The sequence below is a fragment of the Gynuella sunshinyii YC6258 genome (assembly GCF_000940805.1).
In the GTDB taxonomy this organism is placed as follows: Bacteria; Pseudomonadota; Gammaproteobacteria; order Pseudomonadales; family Natronospirillaceae; genus Gynuella; species Gynuella sunshinyii.
Window position 1 is genome coordinate 1,153,414 of sequence record NZ_CP007142.1, and the last position, 25,410, is coordinate 1,178,823.

25 protein-coding genes are annotated in these 25,410 nt (G+C 49.8%); 22 read left to right on the forward strand and 3 right to left on the reverse strand.

Annotation, left to right across the window (positions count from 1 at the left end; translation table 11 throughout):
- Window positions 1-4 precede the first annotated feature (4 nt).
- Together YC6258_RS05110 and kdgR are read left to right on the forward strand one after the other, a co-directional pair.
- A complete protein-coding gene (locus tag YC6258_RS05110) occupies window positions 5-637 on the forward strand; it encodes a bifunctional 4-hydroxy-2-oxoglutarate aldolase/2-dehydro-3-deoxy-phosphogluconate aldolase (RefSeq protein ID WP_044616083.1) in 633 nt (210 codons plus the stop codon).
- An 88-nt stretch (window positions 638-725) separates the two neighbouring features.
- Window positions 726-1,511, forward strand: coding sequence for a DNA-binding transcriptional regulator KdgR (kdgR, locus tag YC6258_RS05115; RefSeq protein ID WP_044616084.1), 786 nt, complete (start codon window positions 726-728; stop codon window positions 1,509-1,511).
- A gap of 21 nt (window positions 1,512-1,532) precedes the next feature.
- Here the strand turns inward: kdgR and YC6258_RS05120 are convergent, their stop codons facing one another.
- A complete protein-coding gene (locus YC6258_RS05120; protein WP_052830071.1) occupies window positions 1,533-2,618 on the reverse strand; it encodes a LacI family DNA-binding transcriptional regulator in 1,086 nt (361 codons plus the stop codon).
- A 612-nt stretch (window positions 2,619-3,230) separates the two neighbouring features.
- Here YC6258_RS05120 and iolG point away from each other — a divergent pair.
- A complete protein-coding gene (iolG, locus tag YC6258_RS05130; protein ID WP_044616086.1) occupies window positions 3,231-4,226 on the forward strand; it encodes an inositol 2-dehydrogenase in 996 nt (331 codons plus the stop codon).
- Between the two features lie 67 nt (window positions 4,227-4,293).
- Here iolG and yicI read toward each other — a convergent pair whose 3' ends face one another.
- Together yicI and YC6258_RS05140 are read right to left on the reverse strand one after the other, a co-directional pair.
- Window positions 4,294-6,570 (reverse strand): alpha-xylosidase, encoded by a 2,277-nt coding sequence (yicI, locus tag YC6258_RS05135; RefSeq protein ID WP_044616087.1) that lies wholly within the window; start codon window positions 6,568-6,570, stop codon window positions 4,294-4,296.
- Window positions 6,567-6,884 carry a hypothetical protein gene (locus YC6258_RS05140; RefSeq protein ID WP_144407564.1) on the reverse strand — a complete coding sequence of 106 codons (318 nt, stop codon included), beginning with the start codon at window positions 6,882-6,884 and terminating at the stop codon, window positions 6,567-6,569. Before YC6258_RS05140 ends, yicI begins: the two co-directional genes overlap by 4 nt.
- A gap of 381 nt (window positions 6,885-7,265) precedes the next feature.
- Between YC6258_RS05140 and YC6258_RS05145 the strand changes: the two genes are divergently transcribed.
- From YC6258_RS05145 to YC6258_RS05230, 19 genes are all read left to right on the forward strand, one after another.
- Window positions 7,266-7,691: a COG4315 family predicted lipoprotein gene (locus tag YC6258_RS05145; protein ID WP_044616089.1), complete on the forward strand. Its 426-nt coding sequence runs from the start codon at window positions 7,266-7,268 to the stop codon at window positions 7,689-7,691.
- A gap of 69 nt (window positions 7,692-7,760) precedes the next feature.
- On the forward strand, window positions 7,761-8,099 hold the full coding sequence (locus YC6258_RS05150) for a GPW/gp25 family protein (protein ID WP_044616090.1): 339 nt from the start codon (window positions 7,761-7,763) through the stop codon (window positions 8,097-8,099).
- A 19-nt stretch (window positions 8,100-8,118) separates the two neighbouring features.
- Window positions 8,119-8,793: a phage baseplate assembly protein V gene (locus tag YC6258_RS05155; protein WP_044616091.1), complete on the forward strand. Its 675-nt coding sequence runs from the start codon at window positions 8,119-8,121 to the stop codon at window positions 8,791-8,793.
- A 202-nt stretch (window positions 8,794-8,995) separates the two neighbouring features.
- Complete coding sequence (locus YC6258_RS27030) at window positions 8,996-10,387, forward strand: baseplate assembly protein (RefSeq protein ID WP_052830072.1); 1,392 nt, start codon at window positions 8,996-8,998, stop codon at window positions 10,385-10,387.
- Between the two features lie 28 nt (window positions 10,388-10,415).
- On the forward strand, window positions 10,416-11,393 hold the full coding sequence (locus tag YC6258_RS27035) for a phage tail protein I (RefSeq protein ID WP_052830073.1): 978 nt from the start codon (window positions 10,416-10,418) through the stop codon (window positions 11,391-11,393).
- A 1-nt stretch (window position 11,394) separates the two neighbouring features.
- Complete coding sequence (locus YC6258_RS05170; protein WP_044616092.1) at window positions 11,395-13,281, forward strand: phage tail-collar fiber domain-containing protein; 1,887 nt, start codon at window positions 11,395-11,397, stop codon at window positions 13,279-13,281.
- Between the two features lie 171 nt (window positions 13,282-13,452).
- Window positions 13,453-14,571, forward strand: a complete 1,119-nt coding sequence (locus tag YC6258_RS05175) for a phage tail sheath subtilisin-like domain-containing protein (protein ID WP_044616093.1) — start codon at window positions 13,453-13,455, stop codon at window positions 14,569-14,571.
- The gene (locus tag YC6258_RS05180) at window positions 14,568-15,071 is read left to right on the forward strand and encodes a phage major tail tube protein (RefSeq protein WP_211264626.1); all 504 of its coding nucleotides are present in this window, start codon (window positions 14,568-14,570) and stop codon (window positions 15,069-15,071) included. Before YC6258_RS05175 ends, YC6258_RS05180 begins: the two co-directional genes overlap by 4 nt.
- A 55-nt stretch (window positions 15,072-15,126) precedes the next feature.
- Window positions 15,127-15,672: a phage major tail tube protein gene (locus tag YC6258_RS05185; RefSeq protein ID WP_052830074.1), complete on the forward strand. Its 546-nt coding sequence runs from the start codon at window positions 15,127-15,129 to the stop codon at window positions 15,670-15,672.
- A gap of 82 nt (window positions 15,673-15,754) precedes the next feature.
- Entirely contained in the window at window positions 15,755-16,051 is a 297-nt protein-coding gene (locus YC6258_RS05190; RefSeq protein ID WP_044616094.1) for a phage tail assembly protein, read from the forward strand.
- Window positions 16,052-16,062: 11 nt separating this feature from the next.
- Complete coding sequence (locus YC6258_RS31140) at window positions 16,063-16,197, forward strand: hypothetical protein (RefSeq protein WP_281176326.1); 135 nt, start codon at window positions 16,063-16,065, stop codon at window positions 16,195-16,197.
- A 17-nt stretch (window positions 16,198-16,214) separates the two neighbouring features.
- On the forward strand, window positions 16,215-17,252 hold the full coding sequence (locus tag YC6258_RS05195; protein WP_044616095.1) for a hypothetical protein: 1,038 nt from the start codon (window positions 16,215-16,217) through the stop codon (window positions 17,250-17,252).
- A 70-nt stretch (window positions 17,253-17,322) separates the two neighbouring features.
- Complete coding sequence (locus YC6258_RS05200) at window positions 17,323-17,766, forward strand: phage tail protein (RefSeq protein WP_044616096.1); 444 nt, start codon at window positions 17,323-17,325, stop codon at window positions 17,764-17,766.
- An 80-nt stretch (window positions 17,767-17,846) separates the two neighbouring features.
- Window positions 17,847-18,164: a tail protein X gene (locus YC6258_RS27040; protein WP_052830075.1), complete on the forward strand. Its 318-nt coding sequence runs from the start codon at window positions 17,847-17,849 to the stop codon at window positions 18,162-18,164.
- Window positions 18,155-19,207, forward strand: a complete 1,053-nt coding sequence (locus tag YC6258_RS05210; RefSeq protein WP_044616097.1) for a phage late control D family protein — start codon at window positions 18,155-18,157, stop codon at window positions 19,205-19,207. The genes YC6258_RS27040 and YC6258_RS05210 overlap by 10 nt, the downstream gene beginning before the upstream one ends.
- Before the next feature lie 5 nt (window positions 19,208-19,212).
- Window positions 19,213-21,243 (forward strand): ATP-binding protein, encoded by a 2,031-nt coding sequence (locus tag YC6258_RS05215; protein WP_044616098.1) that lies wholly within the window; start codon window positions 19,213-19,215, stop codon window positions 21,241-21,243.
- 75 nt (window positions 21,244-21,318) lie between these two features.
- Entirely contained in the window at window positions 21,319-22,023 is a 705-nt protein-coding gene (locus YC6258_RS05220) for a hypothetical protein (protein ID WP_144407565.1), read from the forward strand.
- 16 nt (window positions 22,024-22,039) lie between these two features.
- Complete coding sequence (locus YC6258_RS27045) at window positions 22,040-24,784, forward strand: eCIS core domain-containing protein (protein WP_052830076.1); 2,745 nt, start codon at window positions 22,040-22,042, stop codon at window positions 24,782-24,784.
- Between the two features lie 66 nt (window positions 24,785-24,850).
- Window positions 24,851-25,288, forward strand: coding sequence for a hypothetical protein (locus tag YC6258_RS05230; protein ID WP_044616100.1), 438 nt, complete (start codon window positions 24,851-24,853; stop codon window positions 25,286-25,288).
- Window positions 25,289-25,410 lie beyond the last annotated feature (122 nt).

A 25,410-nucleotide genomic window follows, 5' to 3' on the forward strand; every position in this document is an offset into this window, starting at 1 on the left:
AACCATGTCCAGTCTTGCCGATCAATTGGCGCAATTCAAAGTCATTCCGGTCATTGAAATCAGTGTGTTGTCCAGTGCTGCTCCATTGGCAGATGCGTTGATGCAAAATGGCCTGCCGGTGGCTGAAGTGACCTTCCGTTCTGATATTGCAGCCGAGGCTTTGGCAGCCATGAAAGCTGCACAGCCAGAACTGCTGGTGGGTGCTGGTACGGTGCTGACCACTGAACAGGTTGATAAAGCTATTGCTGCCGGTGCTGATTTTATTGTCAGTCCCGGATTCAACCCCAAAATCGTCCAGTATTGCCAGCAACAGTCCGTTGCCATGATACCAGGTGTTAACAGCCCCTCGCAGATTGAACAGGTGATGGAGCTTGGAGTAACCGCCATTAAGTTCTTCCCGGCAGAAGCAACCGGTGGGGTGAAATTTCTAAAAGCCATTCTGGCGCCGTACCGCAATATCAGAGTAATGCCGACCGGTGGTATTAATGCTGCCAATATCCTTGATTACCTGGCTTTACCGGCAGTATTTGCCTGCGGTGGCAGCTGGATGGTTGATAAAAAACTGTTGGATGCCGGCGATTTTGACACCCTGGGCAAATTGATTGCTGATGCCAGGGCGGTTGTTGAGAAGGCCTGATAAACCATTTTTCTGAGAGCGGTCTGTCGTATCAGTTGATATAGCAGATCGCTACTTGTGTATCTTGAATCGTGTGAGGAAAGTTAAAATGTCGGAAGAAAGTCAAAACGTTCAAGTGGAGCCGGTCTCATCGGTCATGAAGGTATTCGGCATACTTTCTGAGCTTTCCGAAACGCGTACGATAGGCGTCACTGAACTGGCGCAGAAACTGATGACCTCGAAGAGTACGGTGTATCGTTTTCTACAAACCATGAAAATGCTCGGTTTTGTCCGCCAGGAGATAGAGACTGACCGTTATTCTTTGACCCTCAAACTGTTTGAACTGAGTGCCCGGTCACTTGAGTATGTTGATTTGATCGCTAGTGCCGAACGGGTTATGCGTCGCATGAGTGAACATACCAAAGAAGCCATGCACCTTGGCACCCGTGATGGCGACAGCATTATTTATGTCTTCAAAATAGACTCTCAGTACAATCTGCGTATGCAGTCCACGATTGGTGGGCGTAATCCTCTTTATAGCACGGCGATTGGTAAGGTGCTGCTGGCTAACAAGGATGAGAGTGATGTTCGCGATATTCTGGGTAATACCGAATTTTTACCCTGGACTTCCAAAACCCATCGCAATATCGATATGTTGCTCAATGAGCTGGAAATTGTCCGTGAACAGGGGTTTGGGGAAGATATCGAAGAGCAGGAGGAAGGACTTCGCTGCATTGCCGCGCCGATATTTGATCGCTTTGGTAACGCCGTTGCCGGTATGAGTATTTCTTATCCAACCCTGCGCCATGATGATGACAAACGCGAACGTTATATTGCGATGTTGAAGGAAAACAGTGCCATCGTCTCCAAAGAACTGGGCTGGAATCCAGGCTGACACCCACTTACCTGGCCTTGTTCACATTCTGAAAAACAGGGGTGTGCTGCCGGGCTGGGTTTGCATGCCGATGTTTTCCCGAATGGTGATGATCGGTGTGGCAGGCACCAGTGAGGGGGCCTGATGTACGACACCGTGATGATGCAACAATGTACAGACTGCGGTCATGGTTTCTGTTTGCAGATCCTGATCGATAATCACATGTGCCTGCTTATTGGCCAGCAAGGTGTATGAGTCAGCATTCAATTCATGGCCGATGAACACAATATCGCCGGTCCATCCGGCTTCTTCGATGGCTTTGGCCACGCCCACATTACCGCCTGCCAGATTATAAACGCCAAGAGGTTTGATGCCGTTGCGAAACAGTTCGCTCAGGTTTTGATAGCTCTCTTCATCGCGATCACAGTTATTCAGTGATTCACGGATCGTCAGATTAGGAAACTCCTCTCTCAGAATTCTTCGAAATCCCAGTTCGCGCTCGTATTGAGAGCGAAATGGGGCACTGACCACCAGCACGATTTCACCTTCGCGGTCACCGATGTAGTGGCCCATAAAGTGCCCGGCGGTGCGGCCGGCACTGACGTGATTAACCCCGACATAACCGAGATGGGCAATATCGCTGAGATCATTGGTCAGGCAGACAATGGGTATCCCTTCGCTGATGATCTGATTGACGCAGGCGGCAATGGCCGGATCTTCGCGGCAGACCAGAATCAACCCGTCATTTTCCGCCGCCGCCTGCCTGAGTAATTGCAGGAAAGCCGGCAAGTTGAAAATAGGCGGCATGGTGTAACTGTGCAGGCGAACGTTTAGTCCGGTCAGACTGTTTTCCGCCTGAGCGATGGCGGTTTGAATAGACTGGATAAACGCAATACCGGACTCCATGACAAACCCGTAGTGCAGGGTTTTTTCCGCCCGGCTGAACGGAACTGCCGCAGTGTGGCCGATATTCCCGGACAATGCTGCCATGGCCGTGAGTACCCGTTCGCGGGTGTGTTGATTGACATTGCTGCGCTGGTTCAGGACCCGGTCAACGGTGGCCAGACTGACGCCGGCGCGGTCGGCAACGGCTTTCAGGGTCGGTCTTTTGGGATATTCCCGTGCCATGTGGATGATCCTGTATCATTTTGAGGTGTTTATGCTAAAAAAAACCTCAAAAGAAATGCAAATGTTTTCTGCCAATCGAGCGAAAAAATATGATGGCTTCCAGTATGTCAGTCAGCGCTTATTTGAGTATCAGGTGGGTGTCCCCTCAATAATCCCCTTTAAAAATCTTGTTAAGTTTAACCCAATAACCTGGGTGTCCCCTCGATACCGTCCCTCGATAATCCTCTCAAAACACCCGGAGACTGCCACGGTCAGCGGGTTCCATGGTGTGTAAAGATGGGTGTCCATGCAAATGGTTTAGTAGGGGGAACCTTATCTAATCTCCCAATGGTCTATTGTGGGTGTCCATTGTCGAGGGTATTTTTTATCTCAGAATGATGTGTTTTTATCATTAAAAATACATCAATAAATGCAGTCAAAATGATATTGATTGCATCATTTATGAGTGAAGAGTATCTTTTCCACGTCCCCAGGTATGACATAACAATCAGCTAATCCATGCCGGGTGATTCCGATTTTAGGCAGAAGGCCAGGGAGTTCCGGGTCTTCATCTGTTAATCCGTTCCTGGCTGGTTTTTTAACCCGCACAGGCCAATTGCTTGGAGTATAACTATGTTATCGGTAGCTCTTATCGGCGCTGGCCGAATCGGTCAGATACACGCTCGTAATATTGCTTTTCATCCTGACAGCCAGTTAACGTTTGTCGCAGATATTAATGCTGATGCGGCCAAGGCGCTGGCAGAGAAATACAATGCACAGGTGGCAGAGGTGGATGCCGTACTGGCGAATCCGCAAGTGGATGTTGTTGTCATTGCCTCGGCGACCAATACTCATGCCGACCTGACCGAGATCGCCTGTCGTAATGGCAAGGCGGTGTTCTGCGAAAAACCGATCGATCTGAGTATTGAACGGGTACGTCAGTGCGTCAGTGTGGTGAATGAGCACAAAGGCACCATGATGGTTGGTTTCAATCGTCGTTTCGATCCTAACTTTGCGCATCTGAAACGTTGTCTGGAAGCCGGTGAAATTGGTGAACTTGAGTTGTTAACCATTCATTCCCGTGATCCGGGTGCGCCGCCGGCGGAGTATCTGAAAGTCTCCGGAGGCATGTTCCGCGATATGACCATCCATGATTTCGATATGGCGCTGTTCCTGCTCGGTGAAGAACCTGTGAGTGTCTTTGCTCATGCTGCCAGCCTGGTGGACCCTGCGATTAAAGCCGTCGGTGATATTGATACCGCCGTGGTTACGCTTCAGTGTGCCAGCGGCAAGATGGCGGTGATTACCAATAGCCGCCGGGCGGCTTACGGCTATGATCAGCGGGTGGAAGCTCATGGCAGCAAAGGGATGTTGAACGTAAATAACATTCTCGAAAGCAGTCTGGTGAAATCCACCGCCGAAGGTGTGGTGTCACAGAAGCCGCAACATTTCTTCCTGGAGCGTTATGCCGAATCTTACGTGGCGGAATGGGCGCATTTCATGGATGCGCTGAGCAAACAGGAAGCACCAAAACCAACCGCTGAAGATGGCCAGCGCGCCCTGGTACTGGCGGAAGCTGCACTCAAATCTTTGCAAACCGGACAACCGGTTGCACCGGCCTGGGCATAACCCGGTCTCTTCGGGTATGTGAATATTCGCTTACCCGATTCCCTGCTGTTCTGATGCTACTCTAATGTCAGTGTCGCTGTAATGTCAGTGTCGCTGTGTCTGCGGCAATTTGAATTTCCCGCGTTATGGTCTCAGGGCCATGAATAATCAGTGAGTATTTACTGACCAGGCTGGATTGCAGTTTCAGACTGTCTCCCTGTCGTTCAATACGAACCCGTCCGCTTTCCCTGCCTTGCCGGTCCGGCACGACAACCGTCGCGGTAGCACCCTCTGCGAGGGAGTATAGATGCAGCTGTGGTTGGTGGTCGTAGTCGTACACGACTGAACCAGACTGATGACCAAAGGCGATAAGACTGCCGGGACGGGCAAACAGCGCCAGGCTCATGTAATCGTAGTGACGCCGGTACCAGCCAGGGCCGGTCAGTACTTCACCATCGAGCAGATGGGTCCATTGTCCTGCTGGCAGATAGAATTGTACGTCACCATCGGCACTGAAGACCGGTGCCACCAACAGGTCATCGCCTAGCATATATTGGCGATCCAGCGTCAGGCAGGTTGGGTCGTCGGGAAATTCAATGAACATGGCGCGCATGACCGGGGTGCCGGTGTCGCGGTTGGTGACCGAGCACTGATAGATATAAGGCATCAGTCGATGTTTCAACTGGGTAAAATACCGGGTTACCTGCACAGCTTCCTCGTCGAACAGCCAGGGTACCCGGTAGGACGCGCTGCCATGCAGGCGGCTATGACTGGACAGCAGACCAAAAGCCAGCCAGCGTTTGAACAGATCCGGGCTGGCGGTGTGTTCGAATCCACCGATGTCGTGACTCCAGTAACCAAATCCGGAAGCGGTCAGCGACAGGCCGCCGCGCAGGCTTTCGGCCATGGATGCGTAAGTGGCGTAACAATCTCCACCCCAGTGAATGGGAAAGCACTGGCCACCGGCGGTGGCTGAACGAGCGAACACCGCAGCATCATGCTCCCCCCGGTGGCGCTGTAACAGGCGAAACACGGTTTCGTTGTAAAGCTGGGCGTAATAGTTGTGCATACGCAAGGGATCGGCGCCGTTGTGATAGACCACGTCGGTCGGAATTCGCTCTCCAAAATCGGTCTTAAAACAATCGACGCCCATGTCGAGCAGGGTTTCAAGCTTACGGGAGTACCAGTCAGCTGCAGCGGGATTGGTGAAATCAATGATGCCCATGCCGGCCTGCCAGAGATCCCATTGCCAGACTCCGCCATTGGCCCGTTTGAGCAGATAACCGTGCTCGACCGCTTCACGATACAACGATGATTTCTGGGCGATATACGGATTGATCCAGACGCACAGTTTCAGGCCTTTGTCATGTAATCGGGCAAGCATGCCCTGTGGGTCCGGAAAGCAGTCGGTATCCCATTGAAAGTCACACCATTGCATGCCTTTCATCCAGAAACAGTCGAAGTGGAAGACTGACAGGGGAATGTCCCGCTCCAACATGCCATCGACAAAATGCTGGACGGTTTCCTCGTTGTAGTCGGTGGTGAAAGAGGTGGTCAGCCAGAGCCCGAAGGTCCATGCCGGTGGTAGCGGCGGCCGGCCGGTCAGGTTGGTGTAGCGCTCCAGCACCGCTTTTGGATGCGGGCCGTTGATGAGATAAAAATCGAGGCTTTCACCGGCCACGCTGAACTGGCTTTTGGCGACCACTTCAGAACCAAGCTCAAAACTCACTTCCTCGGGATGATTGACGAACACGCCGTAACCGTTGCTGCTCAGGTAAAAAGGGACATTTTTGTACGACTGTTCGGTACTGGTGCCGCCATCGCGATTCCAGCAGTCGACCACCTGACCGTTTTTAACGAATGGCGTAAAGCGTTCACCGAGCCCATAAAGGTGTTCGCCAACGCCAATATCGAGCTGGGCTCGCATATAGGCTTGTTGCTGATGGGCAATCCAGGCCAGGGCTTTGTCGTCGCCACCGGTGATGCGTCGGCCGTTATCGTAAAAAGCCATCGAAAATGGAAATGTCATTTGCATGACCAGCTGCAGCTGGCCTGAGCGGATGGACAGCGTGTCACTATTTTGTTCTACGGTCAGCGGGTGTTGCTGGTCGTTAATGGCAAATGCCGGGTGACGTTCCAGACCGTCGTCAAAATGGCGGCAATGCAGCCGCAACACATCGCTGGCCGGTGAGCTGATTTCAAGAGTCAGCATTGGTCCATCCAGGGTGTCACCCCGGTGGCGGATGGGTTTGCAGGGCAGATAAACGGTGACCTGCTGTTCGGAAATGGTTATGTCGTAAACGGTTTTGGCACTGTGGATAGTGTAACCCTCGCGGGTCAGCCAGTGACCATCGGTAAATTTCATTGTTCTGTTCTCATATGCATGTGTTTTATGCGGGTGGTTCCCGGTACGGAGGTGTAGGGATCATGGCTGATCAGACTCTTGACCTGCGCCAACATAAGAATGATAACGACCGGTGTCATGGATGTTGCCGCAAAGCGCATCAAGCCATGCCATTCAACATAGAGCTTCCCGGTTACTTCAATGCTGCCGGAGATTAGTGGTGGCAGATTCTGACTGCGGCTGAAGGTCAGGTTGAAGAGCGGATTTTCCCAATCGAATGCAAACGACGAGGCATTGCAGATAAGTACCGCCGGTTGGGGAGTGAACAACATCATGGGCATCTCTGATTGTGATAATGATGGTTTGGATGTCGTGCCTGGTTTTTATTTGTTGGGGCGCAAAAACATTGAATCACAGATGAATTCTGACGGCAAAATAAATTTCTGTCTTAAATTAAATGCAGGCCGGTGGCCAGGATCTTTTTGCCTGTGCCCGTTGTATTGTCAGAAGCATAACCTTTCACCCGGCTATTGCGGTTTCCGAATTCTATCGTCTCCATGGTTGCATTTGTGACCTTGGGCCTCGCACTACACCGTTATTTTTATCTCTTCCAGCTGACCCTTTAAAAAATAAAAAAAATATTCTTTTTTTTTGCATCCAAATACCGGTGTCGCTTCGTTAAGTAAGAAACAAATCAAAACATGAAAGGAAATATCATGAAATCCACGGTTCTTAAAACGATGCTCATTATATCTGCAATTCTCTTGAATGCCTGTGCCAGTCATGGTTATGCAGATTCTTATGGCAGCAACAGCACATCTGAATCGGTTGTCATACAGGCAAATAGTTCAATCGGTAAGGTATTCACTACGGCCAAAGGGCTGACACTGTACACCTTTGCAAAAGATGGTGTGGCAACGTCCAGCTGTTACGACGGTTGTGCAGCAAACTGGCCGCCATTTTTTGCCAAAAAGAATGCCAAGACCTGGGGTCAATTTACGGTTATTGAGCGCAAAGATGGCACCTATCAATGGGCTTATAACAACCAACCCCTGTACACCTGGGTAGGTGATCGTCAGCAGGGAGATATTAACGGTCATGGTATGGGTGGTGTCTGGCTTGCACTGAAAGTCGACAAGTAACTGAATGAATTACCTTGGTGGAACCGCCTTTGGCGGTGCCACTTATCCATGTTAACGGGAGTTCCTGGTATGAAAGGTATGAATGCTGAAACAGGGAAAATGATCGAAGGTATTGATCACCTCAGACAATCCGTGCAGGACATATTAGCGACTCCGGTTGGCAGTCGAGTCATGAGGCGTAACTACGGATCCCGCATCATGCAGTTGATTGACAACCCTGTAAATGCAGAGCTGATTCCCCAGCTTCAGGCCGCTGTGGTGGAAGCCCTCGAAAATTACGAGCCGAGACTTAAACTCAACCGGGTATTAGTGACTGGTTTGAATGACGGCGAACTGAATATCACCATCGAAGGTTTTTATGTGCCGGACAGCCGGACCGTTCGATTGGAAAACATCACTGTTAAGTAACTTTTTATAAGGTTTATGTATGCCCGTTAATGACTCGTCAGATCAATCGGATGGCAATGTGGCAATGCGTTCCAGGATCGATCAGCACACCAATATGCTCGGTGGCATGGTGATGTTCGGGCGCGTTGTCAGAGCTGGACCCGAGGATGCTGAGGCGCCCGGAGATATTCCCCGAATACTGGTGCAGGTCGGCGGAGATACGCCGGGCAGCCATACCCGTAACTGGATGCCCTGGTTGAATGCACGTGCCGGATACGATGGCGAATGGTGGGTACCGGACATTGATGAGCAGGTATTGGTCGTCGCGCCGACGGGTAATCTGGTGCTGGGAGTTGTTATTGGTTCCATTTATCGCGGCGCGCTGACGTTTGCATCAGGTGCTGAAGGTATCGAGCACAAAGTGCCGTATCCAACACCATTAAGTGAATTGGGCACGCAAGATAACGACCTGCATACCCGGGTTTATAAAGATGGTACGAGTATCAGTTATGACCGGCAAAAGCATCGGCTTGAAGTGGTTGTGAAAAGTGATGCTGAAGCCGAACCTTCAGTCAGCATTTCCTGTGTGGCGGATGAGTTTGTCCGGCTGGCAGTCGGGAATAGCAAGATAACCATCGAAAAAAAAGATGGTCAAGAAAGCATTGTCATCGAAGGCAAAGTCACAATTGTCGGAACTCTGGACGTCACCGACTGATGAGTCGTCTGGGTGACCTGAATCAGTCATGCATACACAGGTCGGCGCCCTGGGGCGCTGTAGGAAGGACTATTTATGATCGTTAAAAAGAATACTACAGGATGTACTTGTATGAATCAGATCATTGTGTTGGCGACATGTTCAACAGGGTCATCACAATCACACTGTATTTCAACGTTTCAGGATTTGTAAGGGCATACCCATGAGTACGTTTACCAGCATTGATTTATCCAAACTCCCACCACCTGATCTGGTAGAGGAGTTGAGCTACGAAACCATTTTGGCCGCTACCAGAAATGAACTGCAGATGATCGCACCAGAACTGGATGTGGATAATTTGCTGGAGAGTGATCCTATCAGCAAGTTGTTGCAGGTTATGGCCTATCGGGAATTGCATCTTCGTCAGCGTATTAACGAATCTGCCCGCGGTGTCATGCTGGCCTCCGCTACGGGTAGTAATCTCGATAACCTTGCGGCACTGGTGAATGTTCAGCGTCAGATACTCAATCGCGAAGCGGTGGCTGCCGGAGAACAACCGGAATATGAGAATGATGATCGCCTGCGGGCCCGTACTCAGTTGGCGTTCGAAGGTTTCTCAACTGCCGGATCAGAAGGCGCGTATTTGTTTCACGCAACCTCCGCATCAGAAAATATCAAGGACGTAACGGTTTATTCTGATCATCCCGGCGAAGTGGAAATTTGTGTTCTCAGTCGTGAGGGAAATGGTACAGCATCCGGTGAGCTGATCCAGCTTGTGGAAAATGCGGTTAATGCTGAAGAAGTCCGACCGTTGACTGATTGGGTCAAGGTTAAATCGGCCGAAATCGTGCCCTATCAGGTAGATGCCAGTCTGGTGCTGTTGCCGGGTGTGGGGGGCGAGGAAGTGAGAAAAGCCGCTAAAGAGGCTGTGCTCGCTTTTATGGAATCACACCATCGCCTGGGGGTGGATATCACCCGTGCCGGGCTGATATCCGCGCTTTATCAAAATGGCGTGCAGAATGTCATTTTGCATGAGCCTGTCAGTGATGTTCTGATCGCGCGCGATCAGGTGGCGGTCGGTACGATCAGGGACGATATCAAATGGACTCAACAGGCGACCAGTATACCGACTGCCATGCCTTCCGGTATTCAGTTTGACAAAACCACAGGCACTGTAACCGTATTGCGCGTGGTTCCAGAAGAAAAAGAAATGGATATCTCCCATTATGCCGTTTATTGGGGAGGCAACAATACCCGCAAGCTTCCTCTCGGTGCCAAGGCCTATCAGTTCGATGATCAGCATACTTTGACCCTGGATCATGACAACGCCGAAAAACTGTGGATGACCAATCTCGATGGCAGCATGGTGTTTTTGCAGGATCGGGATTATCAGCAAACCGGTAAAACCATTACTGCAATCAGTGAAACACTTAAAAATCTCCAGACAGACGTGAGGATCACTTATGAGCTGCCACCTCTAGTGGTGTTTTCCAAGGATGAAACCCTGTCATTCAACATTGCCGGACAACCGACACCGAAAGACGCCACACACCTGCTGGCTTTCAGTGTCAACGAGTTCGGTGAGATGTTGTATGGCGTCAGTGTTGAGATTTAACCCGTCATTTGTTTAGAGGGATAGAACCATGGTCACCAAATTGTTGAATCCTGGTATCAATGCGTTGCAGTTTATTAACGAACAAATACCGGGCTCTGGTAGCAGCAGAGCTCTGAGTGGACGTGTTTATGTTGATTTTTCAGCGCATCGGGATGATCTGGTCAGTTACGAAATACACTGGGGTAATGCAACCGACCAGAAGCTGATCCGTAACAGTCTGATTGCCGCCTGCAGATTAAAAAAGAACGATGTTGACGGCATCGTTCGCTACTGCCCCACGGCACCACTGATGTACAGATTTTCGAACACTGAAATTCCAAGTGGGGCGACTTGTCTGCTGGTGTTTGCGCGTGATGACAACGACCAGGAATACCTTTATGCCAAACGTGATCTGATCATACAGGAGCACCTGCTTCCGCCTTCCGCAAGCTCGCTGGAACGTAATCTGGCGGCTGTCGCAGCCCGACTGAGTCGTTTGCCAGTCAATATCCATACACTCTGGAATGGTGCAACCTGTCCTGATGAATTGTTGCCATGGCTCGGGTGGGCGGTATCCACTGATGTCTGGGTTGATAACCCCAATGACCCTCAGGAAGAGGCGCGCCGCCGCCGTGATCTGATTCGTGACTCGGCATTTGTACATAAACATAAAGGTACGCGTGGTGCTGTACAGCAAGCACTGAACAGTTTTACGGATGCCAACGTGACCTTGACAGAGTGGTGGCAACAAAGTCCGCCCGGCGCACCATACACCTTCCATCTGGATCTGTTGATCAATAACAACATGCTGGGTCTCGGAAGTGCAGTGTTTGACCGTAAGCTGCGGGAAGTGATTGATGCGGTAAAGCCGGTACGCAGTCATTACACCTTTACCTTCAGTACCGTGCAGACAAGTACCCTGCAGATGGCGGCAGCGACGCAGGCGGTCAGTTTTATGCGTTTCAACATGTCCGCGACATTACCACCGCAGCCAACAACCATAGATACAAACGTTCTGGAACAATGATATGAGTATGAACTTAAAACCTGTCATAACGGATGCCGGCATTACCGCCCTGATTGACGCTAAAAGCCGTGGCATCATGGCCAAAATAACACATGTTGCTGTGGGAGATGGTGGCACTGGTCCTTATGTCGCCAGTCGTGACATGACAGAACTGAAAAATGAAATTCAGCGCAGTGTTGTGGAAGGTGGTGAGTTGATAGGCAGTCAGCAGAATCAGCTTTATCTAACAGCCACGATCAGAGACAACGGCGACAATATACCGGAAATTTATCCTATTTATGAAATAGGTTTCTTTCTTGAAAATGGTGTGTTGTTTGCGGTTTATGCTTCTGAAGCAGAAAAATTGGCTGAGAAAATCACAGGTACAGACTTTGTTCTGGCATTTGACCTGACACTGACCGGCACAGAGGCAGAGAGTATCATTATTGACCGTGATCATCCGTTGTCGATGCCGGTGGCACGGGACAATATGTTGGTGGGTAGCCAGACCGTAAAAATCCATACGCAGGCGGAATTTGACCTGATTTTTAACCGTGGTGTGGATACCGAAATTGCTGAAAATCTGACCATCGTCCTGAGCCCTATCCAGCTGCCGGAACTGTCGACACAGGATTCTGAAGACGCAAATCGGGCTCCGGATACGTCCGCCGGGGCACTGGGCGGTATGGGTGATGGTGTTCATCATACCTTCAATGGTCGTCCGGCCTATATATTGAAAAACAGTATCCTGGTGAAAAACAACGTTAACATCATCGGTTTCAATACTGAAGATACTGTGGTTGTTAAAGGATCGCGTGACGTTCAGATCAAGTTGATCGGACAGGAGGATTCTCCACTGTCCGGTGTTCATTTTTCCGGCTGGAGCTTTGACGGTCGTGGCGGGATCGATGGGTTGGGTGGAACTTTTATCGGTACCGAAAACGGCTCCGCCATATATATGGAAAATGCCCGTCTTTGCCAACTCAACAATAAGCTGATTAATCATCATGGCAGCAAGGATGGTGGGGCTATATACGGTTCTTCTGTCACCCATATTGAAGCACATCATATTTACCACAGTCTGGCTGTTAATGGTGGCGGCGTTGCCGGTTGCAGGATTTCCTCCTTTACAGTGTATACCTGTCAGGCCAGTAAAAATGGTTCTGGTACCTGGCGGTGCCATCAATCACAGATACGTCTGTTTGGTTGTGAGGCAAATGAATGTGAAGACTCTGTAGTGCTTGATCAGGCCGGAGGTTTTGCCCTGGGTGCTCGGGTAGGTATCGGTATGGAACCGACACAGCATCCTCTTACGCTACGCAAAAGTCTGAATCACTATCCGGTAGGTATTACGCAATCACAACTCGGTGGTGAAGCCACCATGGAGTTAACCACTGCAGATGAAAATAGTGAGCAGGCTACCAGAGTTCTGTTGAGAGGACATTCGAATAACACCGATATCGAATTTTACAGCGGTGCCCGCGGTCAGGAACAGCAACACATGGTCCTGAAAGGAGGCTCCGGGAAACTGGGTATTGGTACTGGTAGTCCAACCAGTAAGCTGGATGTGAATGGTGACATAAATGCCAGCGGCAAACTCAATACCGGTACTGGTTTTACCATCGCGGGGCACAAGCCTTTTATCTATAAGCGATATAAAAATCTGGGTGACAATGTGACCTATAACACCGGTAAAAAAACCTCTGAATACATCGCTTCCATCGTCGGTTTCGCTGCCACAAACGGTGATATCAATGAAAAAGGAACTGTAGATATCATCCGGCTGTACCCTTATGACGTCAATGGTGTCTGGTATATCAGGGCAGATTTTGCAACTCATGGAAATGATGAGACCTGGGATGTTGATGTCTTGTTTATCAATAAAAATCTGGTGGAAATTGAAGCGTAAGGTATCACTGTTTTGTCAAGCATGTGAGCAGGGATATCTCGTTAATAACCTGGCAATCAAATCGATCATCCAGATCTCTCTGTTTGATGTTGGATGATCAGGTACTCGAATAACTCCAGGTGGTGATAGTCCTGGATTTAAATTTTGAATGTTTTAACACAGGAGAATGTTATGGCTTTTTTGCATGGTGTGGAAGTTGTAGAGCTGCAGGGTGGGCCGCGGCCGATTACCAATGTGGCTTCTTCGGTCATTGGTCTGGTGGGAACCGCAGCACAAGGTCCGGTGAATGAACCGGTCTTGATCTCGGGATCTCGTAAGGATGCTATCGAAATATTTGGAAGTAATGATGGTAGCAGCACCATTCCGGATGTGTTGGATGCGATTTTCGATCAGGGTGGGGCTATGGTGGTGGTGATAAACATCAATGACCCGGACAGCGATGAGTCACCGGATATCGACCAGGGTTTGCGCAGATTGCTCGCTGCAGAAAGCAGAGTGCATATGACGCCACGTATATTGATTGCGCCGGGATTTTGCCAGCAACCCGGAGTGGTCGATACGATGGTCGAAGTGGCAGATCGCTTACGTGCTATCGCAGTTGTGGATGGACCGGACAGCAGCGATGAAGAAGCAATCACCTTTCGCGGAAATATCGATAGTGCGAGAGTCTATCTGGTCGATCCACATGTACGGGTGTTTGACGAAGCCAGCGGCACCGAATCGCTACAACCGGCTTCCGCACGCGTAGCCGGTGTGATTGCCAAGTCGGATAACGAACGTGGCTTCTGGTGGAGTCCATCCAACCGTACTATTTCCGGGATTACCGGAACCTCAAGAGGCATTGACTTTTCACTGGGTGACAGTCTTGCCACCGCTAACCGTCTGAATGAAAAGCAGGTCGCTACCATCATCCATCAAAATGGTTATCGGTTGTGGGGTAATCGTTCCTGTTCGTCCGACCCAAAATTCGCTTTTATCAGCGTTCGTCGTACCGCCGATCTGATTAACGACTCGCTGTTACGTGCGCACCTGCATGCGGTCGATCAGAACATCACCAAAACCTATATCGACAATGTGACTGAGAGTGTTAACAGCTATCTGCGTTATCTGAAAAGCATCGGTGCAATCATCGATGGTAAATGTTTTGCGGATCCTGATCTGAATACGCCGGAAAATATTGCTCAGGGCAAAGTATATATCGACTTTGATTTTACGCCTCCCTATCCGGCCGAGCACATTACATTTCGCAGCAGTCTGGTCAATGATTATTTAGAGGAGATTTTCGCATGATCATTCCTAAGGTCTTAAAAGGTTTTAATTTATTTGTTGATGGTTTCGGTTTTGCCGGTTTGGTAGAAGAAGTGACACTGCCCAAACTCAATCTGAAAACGATCGATATCTATAATGGTGGCATGGATGCACCGATAGGCATGGATATGGGTATGGAAAAACTGGAGTGCAGTTTTTCTCTTAGCGAGTACAACAGTGAAGTTATCAAACGTTTTGGCCTGCGCGATGGTTCCAGTGTTTCTCTGGCGCTGCGTGGTGCTTTAGACAACGATGGCAGCATTATGCCTGTGATCATTAATCTCACGGGCTTCTGGAAGGGACTGGAAATGGGATCCTGGAAATCCGGTGAAAAAGCATCACTGAACGTCAGCGTTGGCGTGAGCTATTACAAGTTGACCATGGGCTCAGAAGAATTGATTGAGGTGGACGTGAAAAACATGGTACGCACAATTAATGGTAAGGATCAATTGGCGGATCTGCGTGGAGCTATTGGTTTGTAACCAAACGGATGAGCAAGTGGTTAACCCATAACGAACGTTTCTGCAGGATGAAAAAATGCTGGTTCCTAAAGTGTTAAAGAATTTTAACCTGTTTATAGCAGGTCAGGGTTATGCCGGGCGTATCCAGCAGATCACGTTGCCGAAGCTCACACTACGCACCGAAGAGTATCGTCTGGGAGGACTGGACACCGGGGTTAAGATTGATATGGGAATGGAGCCCATGGAGTGCGAACTGATTCTGTCGGAATACGATGCAGAACTGATTCGCCGCTTTGGTATTCCACATGCAGATATGCGGGTGATCAATTACTTCGGTGCGAGCAACGGCAGTGTTGAATTGTTGCCTTTGGAAATCAGAGGAGCATTGAGTGATGAGGATCAGGTGATGCCGCTGAAAATCAATGCCAGTGGCAGCATTACTGAACTCGACATGGGGCAATGGCAACCAGGTCAGCAGACCCAGCTGCGGTTACATTTATCTTTGCGCTATTACCGTCTTGAGTTAAACCAGGAAACCCTGATTGAAATCGATGTGGATAACCGCGAACGGAAAATTGCCGGAAAAAACCAGATACCGAAAGGATCTGATGGTTTTATCTAAGGGGCATCTGAAAAACAGGAATAGTTTTGATGCAGGTAATTCTTCGGAGTTGCCTTAAATTAACAGTGAGAGGAAACATAACATGTTGAACTCCGAAATCAGCTTACAAAACCCTGCGGTCCAAAACCGACAGGCCACAGCCGAAACCATACGGCTGGATTATCCAATAACTGCCGATGGTATGGAGATTGATCATCTCGTCATGCGCCGGCCGTTGGTGCGTGACCGTCTGGTGGCAGAAAAAGCCAGCGGCAGTGAAACGGAGAAGGAAATTCGTCTGATCGCCAATCTGTGTGAAATGGCACCCCAGCATATTGAACTGCTCGATCTTGCAGATTACGGAAAATTGCAGGAGTGTCTGGCCGGTTTTTTATCCTAGAACCTCGCCGTTTGCGTGAAGCCGTTTTTGTACTGGCTCAGCGCAGTGGTTGGGGTTTGAATGAGTTGCTGGATCTGGAAGAAGAAGAGTTGCTGGAGTGGCTGGAGACTGGACGGCGATTGCTTGCAGACGCCGACAAACGGTAACCAATACAGGTAATGTCATGAACGATAATAAAAATGCTGATCACAAGATACCTGGACGGCTGCGTGGTTTGTTATGTCCCACTGAGCGTCTGAAGGTCTGTTTTGCAGCTTCAGCCGTCATGAATGCTCGGTCTGGTCGGAATTTGAAAATGCCGGATGGTCTGTTGCGTTCAGACCGGTTGGGAATTAAAAAAATATGGCGGACCATTACCCTGCCAAAATGGACTTCCTCACGACGTTATCAGAACTATGTATTACCTTACGAATGGCTGCTGCCTGATCGTTCCATTGAAACAGTCACCCACAATGTACTGTCAAATCCGGGCAAGACCGACAATCGGACTATCGTCAAGAAGTCAACGGCTATCAAGCAATTCTTCAATACGCAGGTTCATACTTCTGTCTACGCCAATACTCTCTTTGAGCAGACGATCCAGCAGTCTGAAAGTCGTAATGTCCATCGTCATTTTTCTAAAACGTTGACGTGGCGGAATCAGCCAGACAGTTCCGTGACAGAGAAGCCAGTGCTGTTTACAGGAAAACCAGGTGATCATGATAATGGTTATGATCATCCTGTTAATAATCCCAAAGAGAGCACTTTGTTACCTCGACGGGGATTTTTAGTGACTGGCAGTCATGTGAAAAGTGTATTTCCTGTTACCTCCGGTGTGATCTCTGAGGGTAAAAAAAATCACATTGAACAACTGATTGGTGTGTCAGTGATGACCGCTGAAAGAATATCGGAGCTGTCGCGGATGCACCTCGATACGGATAACTTTCAGGCCCAAAAGCCCTCGACTTCGATGCCTTACGACAGCATACGAATACAACAGAATATTGCCGCTCTGGTGGCCAATGATAAACAGCACCACTCAGACAATCAGGCGCAGTTACAAGCACTTGAGCAGCAGCTACAGCATGCGAACCGACAGCAGAGTCAGTCAGTTCGCCAGCTCGAACAGGCAGTTAATTCAATGGCGACAATGCTCCAGCAGGCAATGCAGTCGCAGCCGCCCAGGCCTTTGCCGCCCAGCTATTACGGAGCGCTGAAATGAACAATATCGCATTACAGATTGTGGTTAATCCGCAGGTGGTTGATGCAACTGACAAAAGGGAGATCAGACGATGATGATGTTATTGGGACCGGTAGTATTTTCCATCGATACCGGCGCTTATGAGCAACTGCAGCACAGCACGTCATACCAGTGGGCATCTCAGGCGCGCCTGGGGCATCGGTTGCTGAAGCATCTCGGAATCGGCGGTCCTGCGCGCCAGTATATTGGCCCGGGCGAGGACAGTATCAACCTGAACGGTACCATCTATCCACAGTATAAAGGCGGTATCAGGCAGTTGTCGCTGGTACGCCTGACTGCCGGAATCGGAGTGGCAATGCCATTGCTGGATGGTAACGGTTTTGTGTATGGGCGCTGGATTATTGAAAATGTTCAGGAAACAAAAAGTGTCTTTTTTGCCGATGGGATACCGAAAAAAATTGAATTCAGCATCAGTCTGAAACGTTATAACGAAGATTTGATGCTGTTGTTTAGAAGTAACAGAGGTTCTCAATAATAACTGCGAAAACGTCAGAGTAATGCAGGTCATTATTCCGTAGTTCCTTAAGTTATCACGACATTCAAAGAGACACGACAATGGCAAAATATTATCACACTAAAACCGGTGACATGCTCGACAATATCTGTTGGCAGTACTACGTCAAGGAAATCAATCTGGGAACGGCGGCGATGGCCGTCGATCCCGGCCTGCTGACGGAGCCACAGTTGCTGGAAAACGGGTTTCTGTTGGGGCCGGGTAGCGACCTGATTATTCCCGGTACGGTGGAGCGGGTGTTACAGGCTAACCCCGGGCTGGCGGATTATCCACTGAGTCTGCCAGCCGGGTTGAGTATTTTGCTACCCGATCTGGAAACGTCGGTGGAACAGGATACGAGTGTTAAAATATGGGATTAGTAAGCGCTCAACTGCTTGGTGTAAATGTTCCGGGTTTCAGTCTGAAGGTAAACGGAACGTGGGCACGCAAGGAATTTATGGACCGGCTGGTTGCTATTCAACTGGTTCAGCACAGCGGTTTTGTGAGTGATCAGTTGTCATTAACGTTGGATGATCGACCTACCTGGAGAGGCAGCGGTATTTTTTTGCCTGATCTGCAACAAGAGACGGTGATCACTTTGCATCTGGGTTATGAACCTAACCTGATTAACATGGGTGAGTATCTGGTAAACCATCTCAGCCTGAATGAATCCGGTAATGGCAGAACCATGACTATCTCCGCCACTTCCAGTCTGTTGAATCGAGACCTCAGTCGCACCTGGAGTCGAATGACTTTGTCAGGCCTGGTTCAGCAGATTGCCAGAGAACATGGGTTGACTGCCAAAGTCAGCAAAGAATATGACACCGTGGACGTTGACAATATCAACCAGCAGAAAGAATCCAATGGTGCTTTTTTGACCGGTCTGGCCGCGCTCCACGATGGTGTGTTTAAAGTTATGGGGCGCAACCTGTTGTTCATGAAAAAAGGCCAGGGAACTTCGGCCAGTGGAGTACCGATGAAGCCGGTTAGTATTGCTCGCCATGACATTATTCAATGGACCAAAAATTTCAGTCGACAGCAGAATTATACTTATGTTTGTGCGAGTTGGCGGGATTTGATTGGTGCCTGTGAGCGTGAAGAAATGTTTCCCTCGGGTACGCCGGCACAAGACGACAATCTGCTGCGTCTGCCGCATGTGTTTGCTTCCAGGGAGGAAGCTGCAGCAGCCGCAAAAGCCAGGTTTCATGAACTGAACCGCCAGGACCAGACACTGAGTCTCTCTGTACTGGGCAACGCTGACATCACGGCAGCCGGTAGAATTTCGTTATCTTCTCTACGTACCGGAGTCGATGGTGACTATACCGTGAAAACCGTCACTCATAGCCTGAGTAGCAGCGGCTTTCTGACCAGTCTCGAAGCATGTCAGGAACCCTATCCTGCTAACGGGCAATCACGGAGCTAACCACTATGAGCGTTCCCTCCTATGAGCACAAAACGGATTGGCTGCAGGAAAGTTATCAGTCAATGCTCAGCGAAATAGCCGATCTAAAGCGTGTTTTACAGTCCTTGTGTCAGTCCGGGTCCGCGCCGGCTGGATATGAAAATATACGGTATTTATCTGTTTTAAAAGATACGGCTGCCGATTCTGTTTTATTGAACCGGATTTGCGAATTATTTGCTCTGTCCGCGTTTGAACGTCGTCTGATTTTAATGTGCCTGGCAACAGAACTTGATCCGGAAATAGCCCGTCTTTATCAGCAACTGAACGGTAAACCACTGCCGAACATGGATGTCGCCCTGCGCCTGGGTGATGGTCATTGTGGGGTATTGGCACCGCAGGCGCCACTAAGGCTTTTTCAGTTATTGAATATCGAAAATGATACGCCTGTATTGCTGCAACGTTCCCTGGTTCTGAATGAATGGTTGTTGTTCTACCTGACCGGCACTCCCATTATTGATTCGTCTGTGTCCGCTGTATTGGAACGGATAGACACCGAACGGAGTTCGTTATCTGACGGGACAACACAACAAGTTGAATCGTTGTCCCGTATATTGACGAGCGGTCGTGTTCAACAGACGGCATTGCAGTTGCAGGCCGGTAGTTTTGCTGAAACCGTTGAATGTGTTGCCGGACTCGCCCGGATCGAGCGGTGCGAGGTTTTTCGGTTCAGTCTTTTTCATCTACCCGCCACTACGCAGGAACAAGAGCATATGCTGCAGCTGATCGAGCGCGAACTGATCGCCCGACAGGCGTTGTGTCTGCTGGATTGCCAGCGGCTCTTCGAGCAACAGACGCATGCATCTGAACGGCACGTTCTGAGTCGCTGGCTGGTACGGCTGATTCAGGATCTGCCGGGTGCCTGTATTCTCTGTGGGACAGAAAAGATACAACTTACCGGAGTCACGGTTTATTACCATACGGTGGAGTTACCTGATAGAGAGCGACAACGGCAGTTATGGCATGGTCATTTGTATGAACGTTTGAATCTGAAGACTCACGCAAACATCAATGACCCGGTTGATGACGCCATTCAAAGTATCAGTACACAGTATCGTTTCAGTGCTGAACAGGTGGAAATGATCGCTCGTCGGGTTGCGATGGAGGTACATACTGAAGCGGAGACGTACAGTCCGGTTTCGTTGCCACAGAAACTATGGTCTCACAGCCGGGAGCAGGCTCAGCAACACCTGCATGGATTGGCGCAGATCATCACGCCCAGACCGCTCGATTGGAATGACCTGATATTGCCAGAGCGGGAAAAACAGAATTTACAGGCCATCGTGGCACAGGCACAACAACGTCATAAAGTGTATCAGCAGTGGCAGTTTGCCGGCCCAGGTGCTTACGGTTTGGGAATCTGTGCTTTGTTCTGCGGCAGCAGTGGTACCGGCAAGACCATGGCGGCGAGAGTGCTGGCGAGTGTGTTGAATGTCGATCTCTATCATATTGATCTGAGTGTTGTGATCGATAAATACATTGGCGAAACCGAGAAGAAGCTCGATGCAATTTTCCGGGCCGCAGAAAACAGTGGCGCGGTGTTGTTATTCGATGAAGCCGATGCCCTGTTTGGCAAACGCTCTCAGGTACAGGAAGCCAAAGACCGGTATGCCAATATGGGTGTCAGTTTTCTGTTACAGCGGATGGAAGCCTATGCCGGTATTTCCATTCTCACCACGAATCTGCGTAGTGCTATGGATACTGCGTTCACCCGTCGTCTGCGTTTTATCATCCCGTTTCCGTTTCCAACTGCGGTGGAACGCAAGCAACTCTGGCAGTCCATGCTACCGGCTGCCGCACCGAAACAGGATATTGATTATGACAAACTGGCGCGATTGTCCCTGGCGGGCGGTTCAATACGGAATATTACCCTGCATGCGGCATTTGTTGCGGCCAATGAGGAACAGGCTATCAGTATGCAGCATTTACTCACTGCCGCGCGACAGGAGTATTTGAAAACAGAAAAGGCGTTGGATGAAAGTCTGGTGCAGGATTGGTAAAGCACCTCTGAAAGACCGGCTGTTTTTTCAGGTTTCTTAATGATGCCGGTAGATGATAACTCTTGGATATACATTATGGTCAGCATACAAACATTACTCGACAGCATCGTTGTTGATTTGAAAAAACATTTCCCCGAGCTGAAAACCTGCGTGGTCCTGCCCGGATATATCGAAACCACAGAACTGGTGGAAGTCCATAAGAACACCCCAGGTATATTTGTGGCTCATGTGGGAAATGGGGAAATCATCCGTGTGGAAACCGGTCAGAGCGATATTACTCTGCAGCTGGTGATGTATCTTCTGGTGGTTGATCAACCAGGCGAGGCTGATGGTATCGCAAATGCTGTCGAGCGCGAACGAGTCGCCCAGGATTTGCTCAGCAGATTACTGACTCACATGAGTGCCAGTGCACAGCGTTGGGGGATGGCTGAGGCATTTCCTGCCACGGCGATAGAAAGTGCCGATGTGCATGGTTTGACGAATAACTTCACACCGCACACCCGGGACTGGCGTCTGGGAACAGCGGTTCTGTCGCGGGCGGCGGATTTGTACGGTGGTAACGATCCCATCAGTCGACTGGCATTATGGGCCATTACCTGGGAACAGAAGTTGCGCATGGGAGAAAACCGGTTGGCGGATATCGGTGCCGATCAAGCACCCCAACCGCCGAATCCAGGTAGCACTGATGAGCAGTCGCCGCCCTCGGATGTCTGGGTGACCGTCAATGGTGGTGAGCCGCAGGTCATTACTGAGTCAGACAGAAAAACCGGGCAACGTTAAAGGATCAGGTGATTTCATGTATCTAGCACAGACGAATCAACAAAGCACCACAACCCGTTTGGCCCCGCAGCCGAAACAAACCGTCAGTACCAGCACCCCATCTGGTAACGGCGGTGTTGCGATCTCCGCCTGTCAAGGGGCTCCAGCCATGCAATTCAAGCAGGCCGTCGGTCATCAAGCCGGCATCTCGGGCGGCGCTATGGCATCGCAAGACCATCGTACCGGTCTGCCGAATCGTCTTAAAGCCGGTATAGAGCAATTATCCGGTTATTCAATGGATGATGTGAGAGTTCATTACAATTCGGTACAACCCGCTCAGTATCAGGCGCATGCATTTGCGTTTGGCAATCAGATTCATCTGGCCCCCGGACAGGAACGTCACTTGCCGCACGAAGCCTGGCACGTCGTTCAGCAAAAGCAGGGACGGGTAAAACCCATGCTGCAGATGAAAGGCAAAACGGCAGTGAACAACGACAATGGACTGGAACGGGAGGCCGACGAGATGGGAGCAAGAGCCTTGCAAATGAGCCATCAGACGACTTCTGCCCATCGACAGGTTAATTTGGTAACAACCCGTGGTCCTGCGGTTGTACAGCGCAAGGGCGAGACTCCAAAGTCTTATGATCTGTTGTTGCGTCACCCGAGATATTCACGCAGTTGGTTTACTGTTGCAGGGGCATATGAAAGACGCCTGGGTGCATATAGTGCCAGGCATCCGCGTGCAAACGCGGCACTGAATGCAGCCATTAACCGAATGGAACAGGTGGTCTCTGCGCGTTACAGCAATGAGCTGAATCGGCCAGAACTGATGAAGGAAGTCTTTTTCAGAGATGAACCGGAAAGCAGTGGACAGGTGGGAATCGAACTGGACTACAAGGAAATGCTCAAAGTGCTTCATCAGGGTAATTTGCGGGAAAGAATGACGGCCTTTTACAATGCTGCTTATTATGGTGCCGGCTACGGTAATGATTTAAGACGAGGGTTTAAAGCCATCCTGCATGAAATCATTTTTGACCGTCAGGATAGCCTGATTGACAGTCTTGGATTAAAGGCCAAAGAGCTTGCTCGTCAGAATAATTTCTATCGTAACTTTCTGAATATTGGAGCTCTCCGCCCGGTAGTCAGAAGCCTGTTGAGAGCGATCGGGAGTGTCGGGTTTGCCGATATGAGTTATACATTCGACAGAGATGTATTTGCGTTGGGTAATTTATCCATGCAGGCGGCTGATTCCGGGGTCGCTGTCAGCCAATGGAGCCGGCAGAATCGCCAGGGAAATGTCGTTGAGCCATATACTCCGCGCGCTATGGAAGAGCTGGGTGTTCCTCTTTCAAATACAGAGCTGAAGTACACCTTTCAGGGGGTCGATACCCGCCGGAACATAGGTGACTATCTGCCTTTCAAACGTCAAACCGACATCCGCAGAGAACGAACCAGAGACCTGGCGCTGCCGTGGCAATCCGGCAAATCAAGGTTTGAAATCAGCCCTGACAGCCGTTGGTATAAAAAGGTTCATGATCAGTTGCGAATGCCGGTCATTGCCGGAGTATCGGGTACCACCACCCGAATGCTGAAAGCCTATCAATTTTTAAATGCCCAGCCGCAGGCGGTGGATTTTCGTCTGGCGTTGATGGGCTGGATGCTTCCCACAGAGGATCATTCGCTGTATGAAATTTTAAGGGGCGCGCAGCTTGCCGGCGTAACCGGACCCGGTGAGCAGAAAAGTTTGACTGACCCCATTGCCATGTACATGAATATTGCGCCTTTAACAACGCAGGAATTAAGAACTCAGGTTGGTCATGAGAATATGTTCCCTCATGAAGAAGTGTATTGGAATCTGGCCAGTCGTGATCTGCCGAACAATCAGCCTGTGCATAATCGTGACACGAATGAGTGGATCGATCCTCCAGCCGGCCCTCATCTGCCCAGATTTCGTACCACCGAAAGGTTTGCCTCGCACTACCGCAGGACGTATGACCGTGCCCAGCGTGATGACGGACAGGGAAGACGGGTTTCATTCAATCGCGCGTTTGGAACGGCGCTGGGCGTCTATAGTGGCGGTATGCATCGGCTGATCAATACCGTGATGGAGATGAAACACCGGTATGCACCGGGCGCTGTAATAAAATGGAGATTACGGCAAATTATTAACCGCATGGTCGCCTTGCGAGGGGCTGGTCAGGCAGTTGAATTCCCGGAAGAACTAAACTGTTTGAACGTCCAGCATAATTATCTGAATACCATGACAAATGCGACTCAGCGAACCAAGGCAACCAACCGAATCACCAGAGAAGTGGCCAACTTTGTTGAGGAAATCTATCCAGAGTTATTGCTGCAGGCCAGCATGGCCAAAGATGCGCTGGACAACCTGCCATCCAGTGAGGAAATGGTTTATCGGGGGGAAGCCGAAGGTCCTGTGAACGGTGGCTATATCCCCTGGGGTGGTTATCGTCAGAAAGAATATACCTTTAACAGTTTCGTCAGTTTTTCCCGGAACCGGAATCTGGCTTTACAGTTTGCTGAAACTGCGATTGAAACCGGTGCCGGTACGACCAGGGTGCTTTTGGAGCTGCAATTGCGCGGGCATAAAGGAAAAGACATCAGCGATTTTTCTTTGCAAAGGGCTGAAGAGGAAGTATTACTCATGCCTGGTGCCAGGATCAGGGTTACCGGTAGCCGGGAACAACGGTTTACTTACCAGAACCGGCGCAGAGTGGAAGTCACTGAGACGGTCAAGGTATATACCGCAGAGGAGGTTCAGTAATGTCATTAGGTTATCGTGATATCTTTTTAACCATGGCGCTCAATAGCTTAACCGGGAGTGTTTAATATGGCGCAGGTCAGTGTGGGTGGTGCGAAAGTTTCTCTTTCACCCGTAAATCCTGTTATGACGGTTACCAGGCTTAAAGATGTTGTCCAAGGTGGTGCGCAAACAGTTATCAACGTGAAGGGGAAGGCTGCCCTGATTGAAAATGATATTCAGAACTGGGTTGAAGGTTATGTCAGTAATTACACGTGTCCGCCTTATGTAACAACACAGGGGATGATAAAAGGCAAATCATTCACCTTGAAAACGGTTGCGGAAAATGCCCGTGCCGGGAAAAATCTGCTGCTTGTTTCCACTGAAATAGAACTGACGGTAGAAGTGCAGATGCCCGCGATATTTGTACCACCTCCGCCGGGCAAGCCAGAAAGTGACAGCACCAAAGAGTACACACTCAAGGTGATATTTACCGATCCCGGACAGGATGCTTTTACGAGCACTTGAACCTGGTGTCGTGTCTCAAATAAAACGCATATTTAAATGGGCCGCCGAATTCACTTTGCAATTCTACGTTAAGTTCAGCAAACGGCGTCCCACTCTTCGAGAAGCCCTCAAGACGCCCACTG

Coding starts and splice junctions, on each gene's coding strand:
- YC6258_RS05200 (WP_044616096.1), top strand. CDS start 17,323: ATGATGATGTTATTGGGACCGGTAGTATTTTCCATCGATACCGGCGCT.
- YC6258_RS27030 (WP_052830072.1), top strand. CDS start 8,996: ATGAGTACGTTTACCAGCATTGATTTATCCAAACTCCCACCACCTGAT.
- YC6258_RS05145 (WP_044616089.1), top strand. CDS start 7,266: ATGAAATCCACGGTTCTTAAAACGATGCTCATTATATCTGCAATTCTC.
- YC6258_RS27040 (WP_052830075.1), top strand. CDS start 17,847: ATGGCAAAATATTATCACACTAAAACCGGTGACATGCTCGACAATATC.
- YC6258_RS27045 (WP_052830076.1), top strand. CDS start 22,040: ATGTATCTAGCACAGACGAATCAACAAAGCACCACAACCCGTTTGGCC.
- kdgR (WP_044616084.1), top strand. CDS start 726: ATGTCGGAAGAAAGTCAAAACGTTCAAGTGGAGCCGGTCTCATCGGTC.
- YC6258_RS05210 (WP_044616097.1), top strand. CDS start 18,155: ATGGGATTAGTAAGCGCTCAACTGCTTGGTGTAAATGTTCCGGGTTTC.
- YC6258_RS05110 (WP_044616083.1), top strand. CDS start 5: ATGTCCAGTCTTGCCGATCAATTGGCGCAATTCAAAGTCATTCCGGTC.
- yicI (WP_044616087.1), bottom strand. CDS start 6,570: ATGAAATTTACCGATGGTCACTGGCTGACCCGCGAGGGTTACACTATC.
- YC6258_RS05195 (WP_044616095.1), top strand. CDS start 16,215: ATGAACGATAATAAAAATGCTGATCACAAGATACCTGGACGGCTGCGT.
- YC6258_RS05155 (WP_044616091.1), top strand. CDS start 8,119: ATGCCCGTTAATGACTCGTCAGATCAATCGGATGGCAATGTGGCAATG.
- YC6258_RS05175 (WP_044616093.1), top strand. CDS start 13,453: ATGGCTTTTTTGCATGGTGTGGAAGTTGTAGAGCTGCAGGGTGGGCCG.
- iolG (WP_044616086.1), top strand. CDS start 3,231: ATGTTATCGGTAGCTCTTATCGGCGCTGGCCGAATCGGTCAGATACAC.
- YC6258_RS05150 (WP_044616090.1), top strand. CDS start 7,761: ATGAAAGGTATGAATGCTGAAACAGGGAAAATGATCGAAGGTATTGAT.
- YC6258_RS05170 (WP_044616092.1), top strand. CDS start 11,395: ATGAGTATGAACTTAAAACCTGTCATAACGGATGCCGGCATTACCGCC.
- YC6258_RS05185 (WP_052830074.1), top strand. CDS start 15,127: ATGCTGGTTCCTAAAGTGTTAAAGAATTTTAACCTGTTTATAGCAGGT.
- YC6258_RS05220 (WP_144407565.1), top strand. CDS start 21,319: ATGGTCAGCATACAAACATTACTCGACAGCATCGTTGTTGATTTGAAA.
- YC6258_RS05120 (WP_052830071.1), bottom strand. CDS start 2,618: ATGGCACGGGAATATCCCAAAAGACCGACCCTGAAAGCCGTTGCCGAC.
- YC6258_RS05230 (WP_044616100.1), top strand. CDS start 24,851: ATGGCGCAGGTCAGTGTGGGTGGTGCGAAAGTTTCTCTTTCACCCGTA.
- YC6258_RS05180 (WP_211264626.1), top strand. CDS start 14,568: ATGATCATTCCTAAGGTCTTAAAAGGTTTTAATTTATTTGTTGATGGT.
- YC6258_RS05215 (WP_044616098.1), top strand. CDS start 19,213: ATGAGCGTTCCCTCCTATGAGCACAAAACGGATTGGCTGCAGGAAAGT.
- YC6258_RS05140 (WP_144407564.1), bottom strand. CDS start 6,884: ATGATGTTGTTCACTCCCCAACCGGCGGTACTTATCTGCAATGCCTCG.
- YC6258_RS05190 (WP_044616094.1), top strand. CDS start 15,755: ATGTTGAACTCCGAAATCAGCTTACAAAACCCTGCGGTCCAAAACCGA.
- YC6258_RS27035 (WP_052830073.1), top strand. CDS start 10,416: ATGGTCACCAAATTGTTGAATCCTGGTATCAATGCGTTGCAGTTTATT.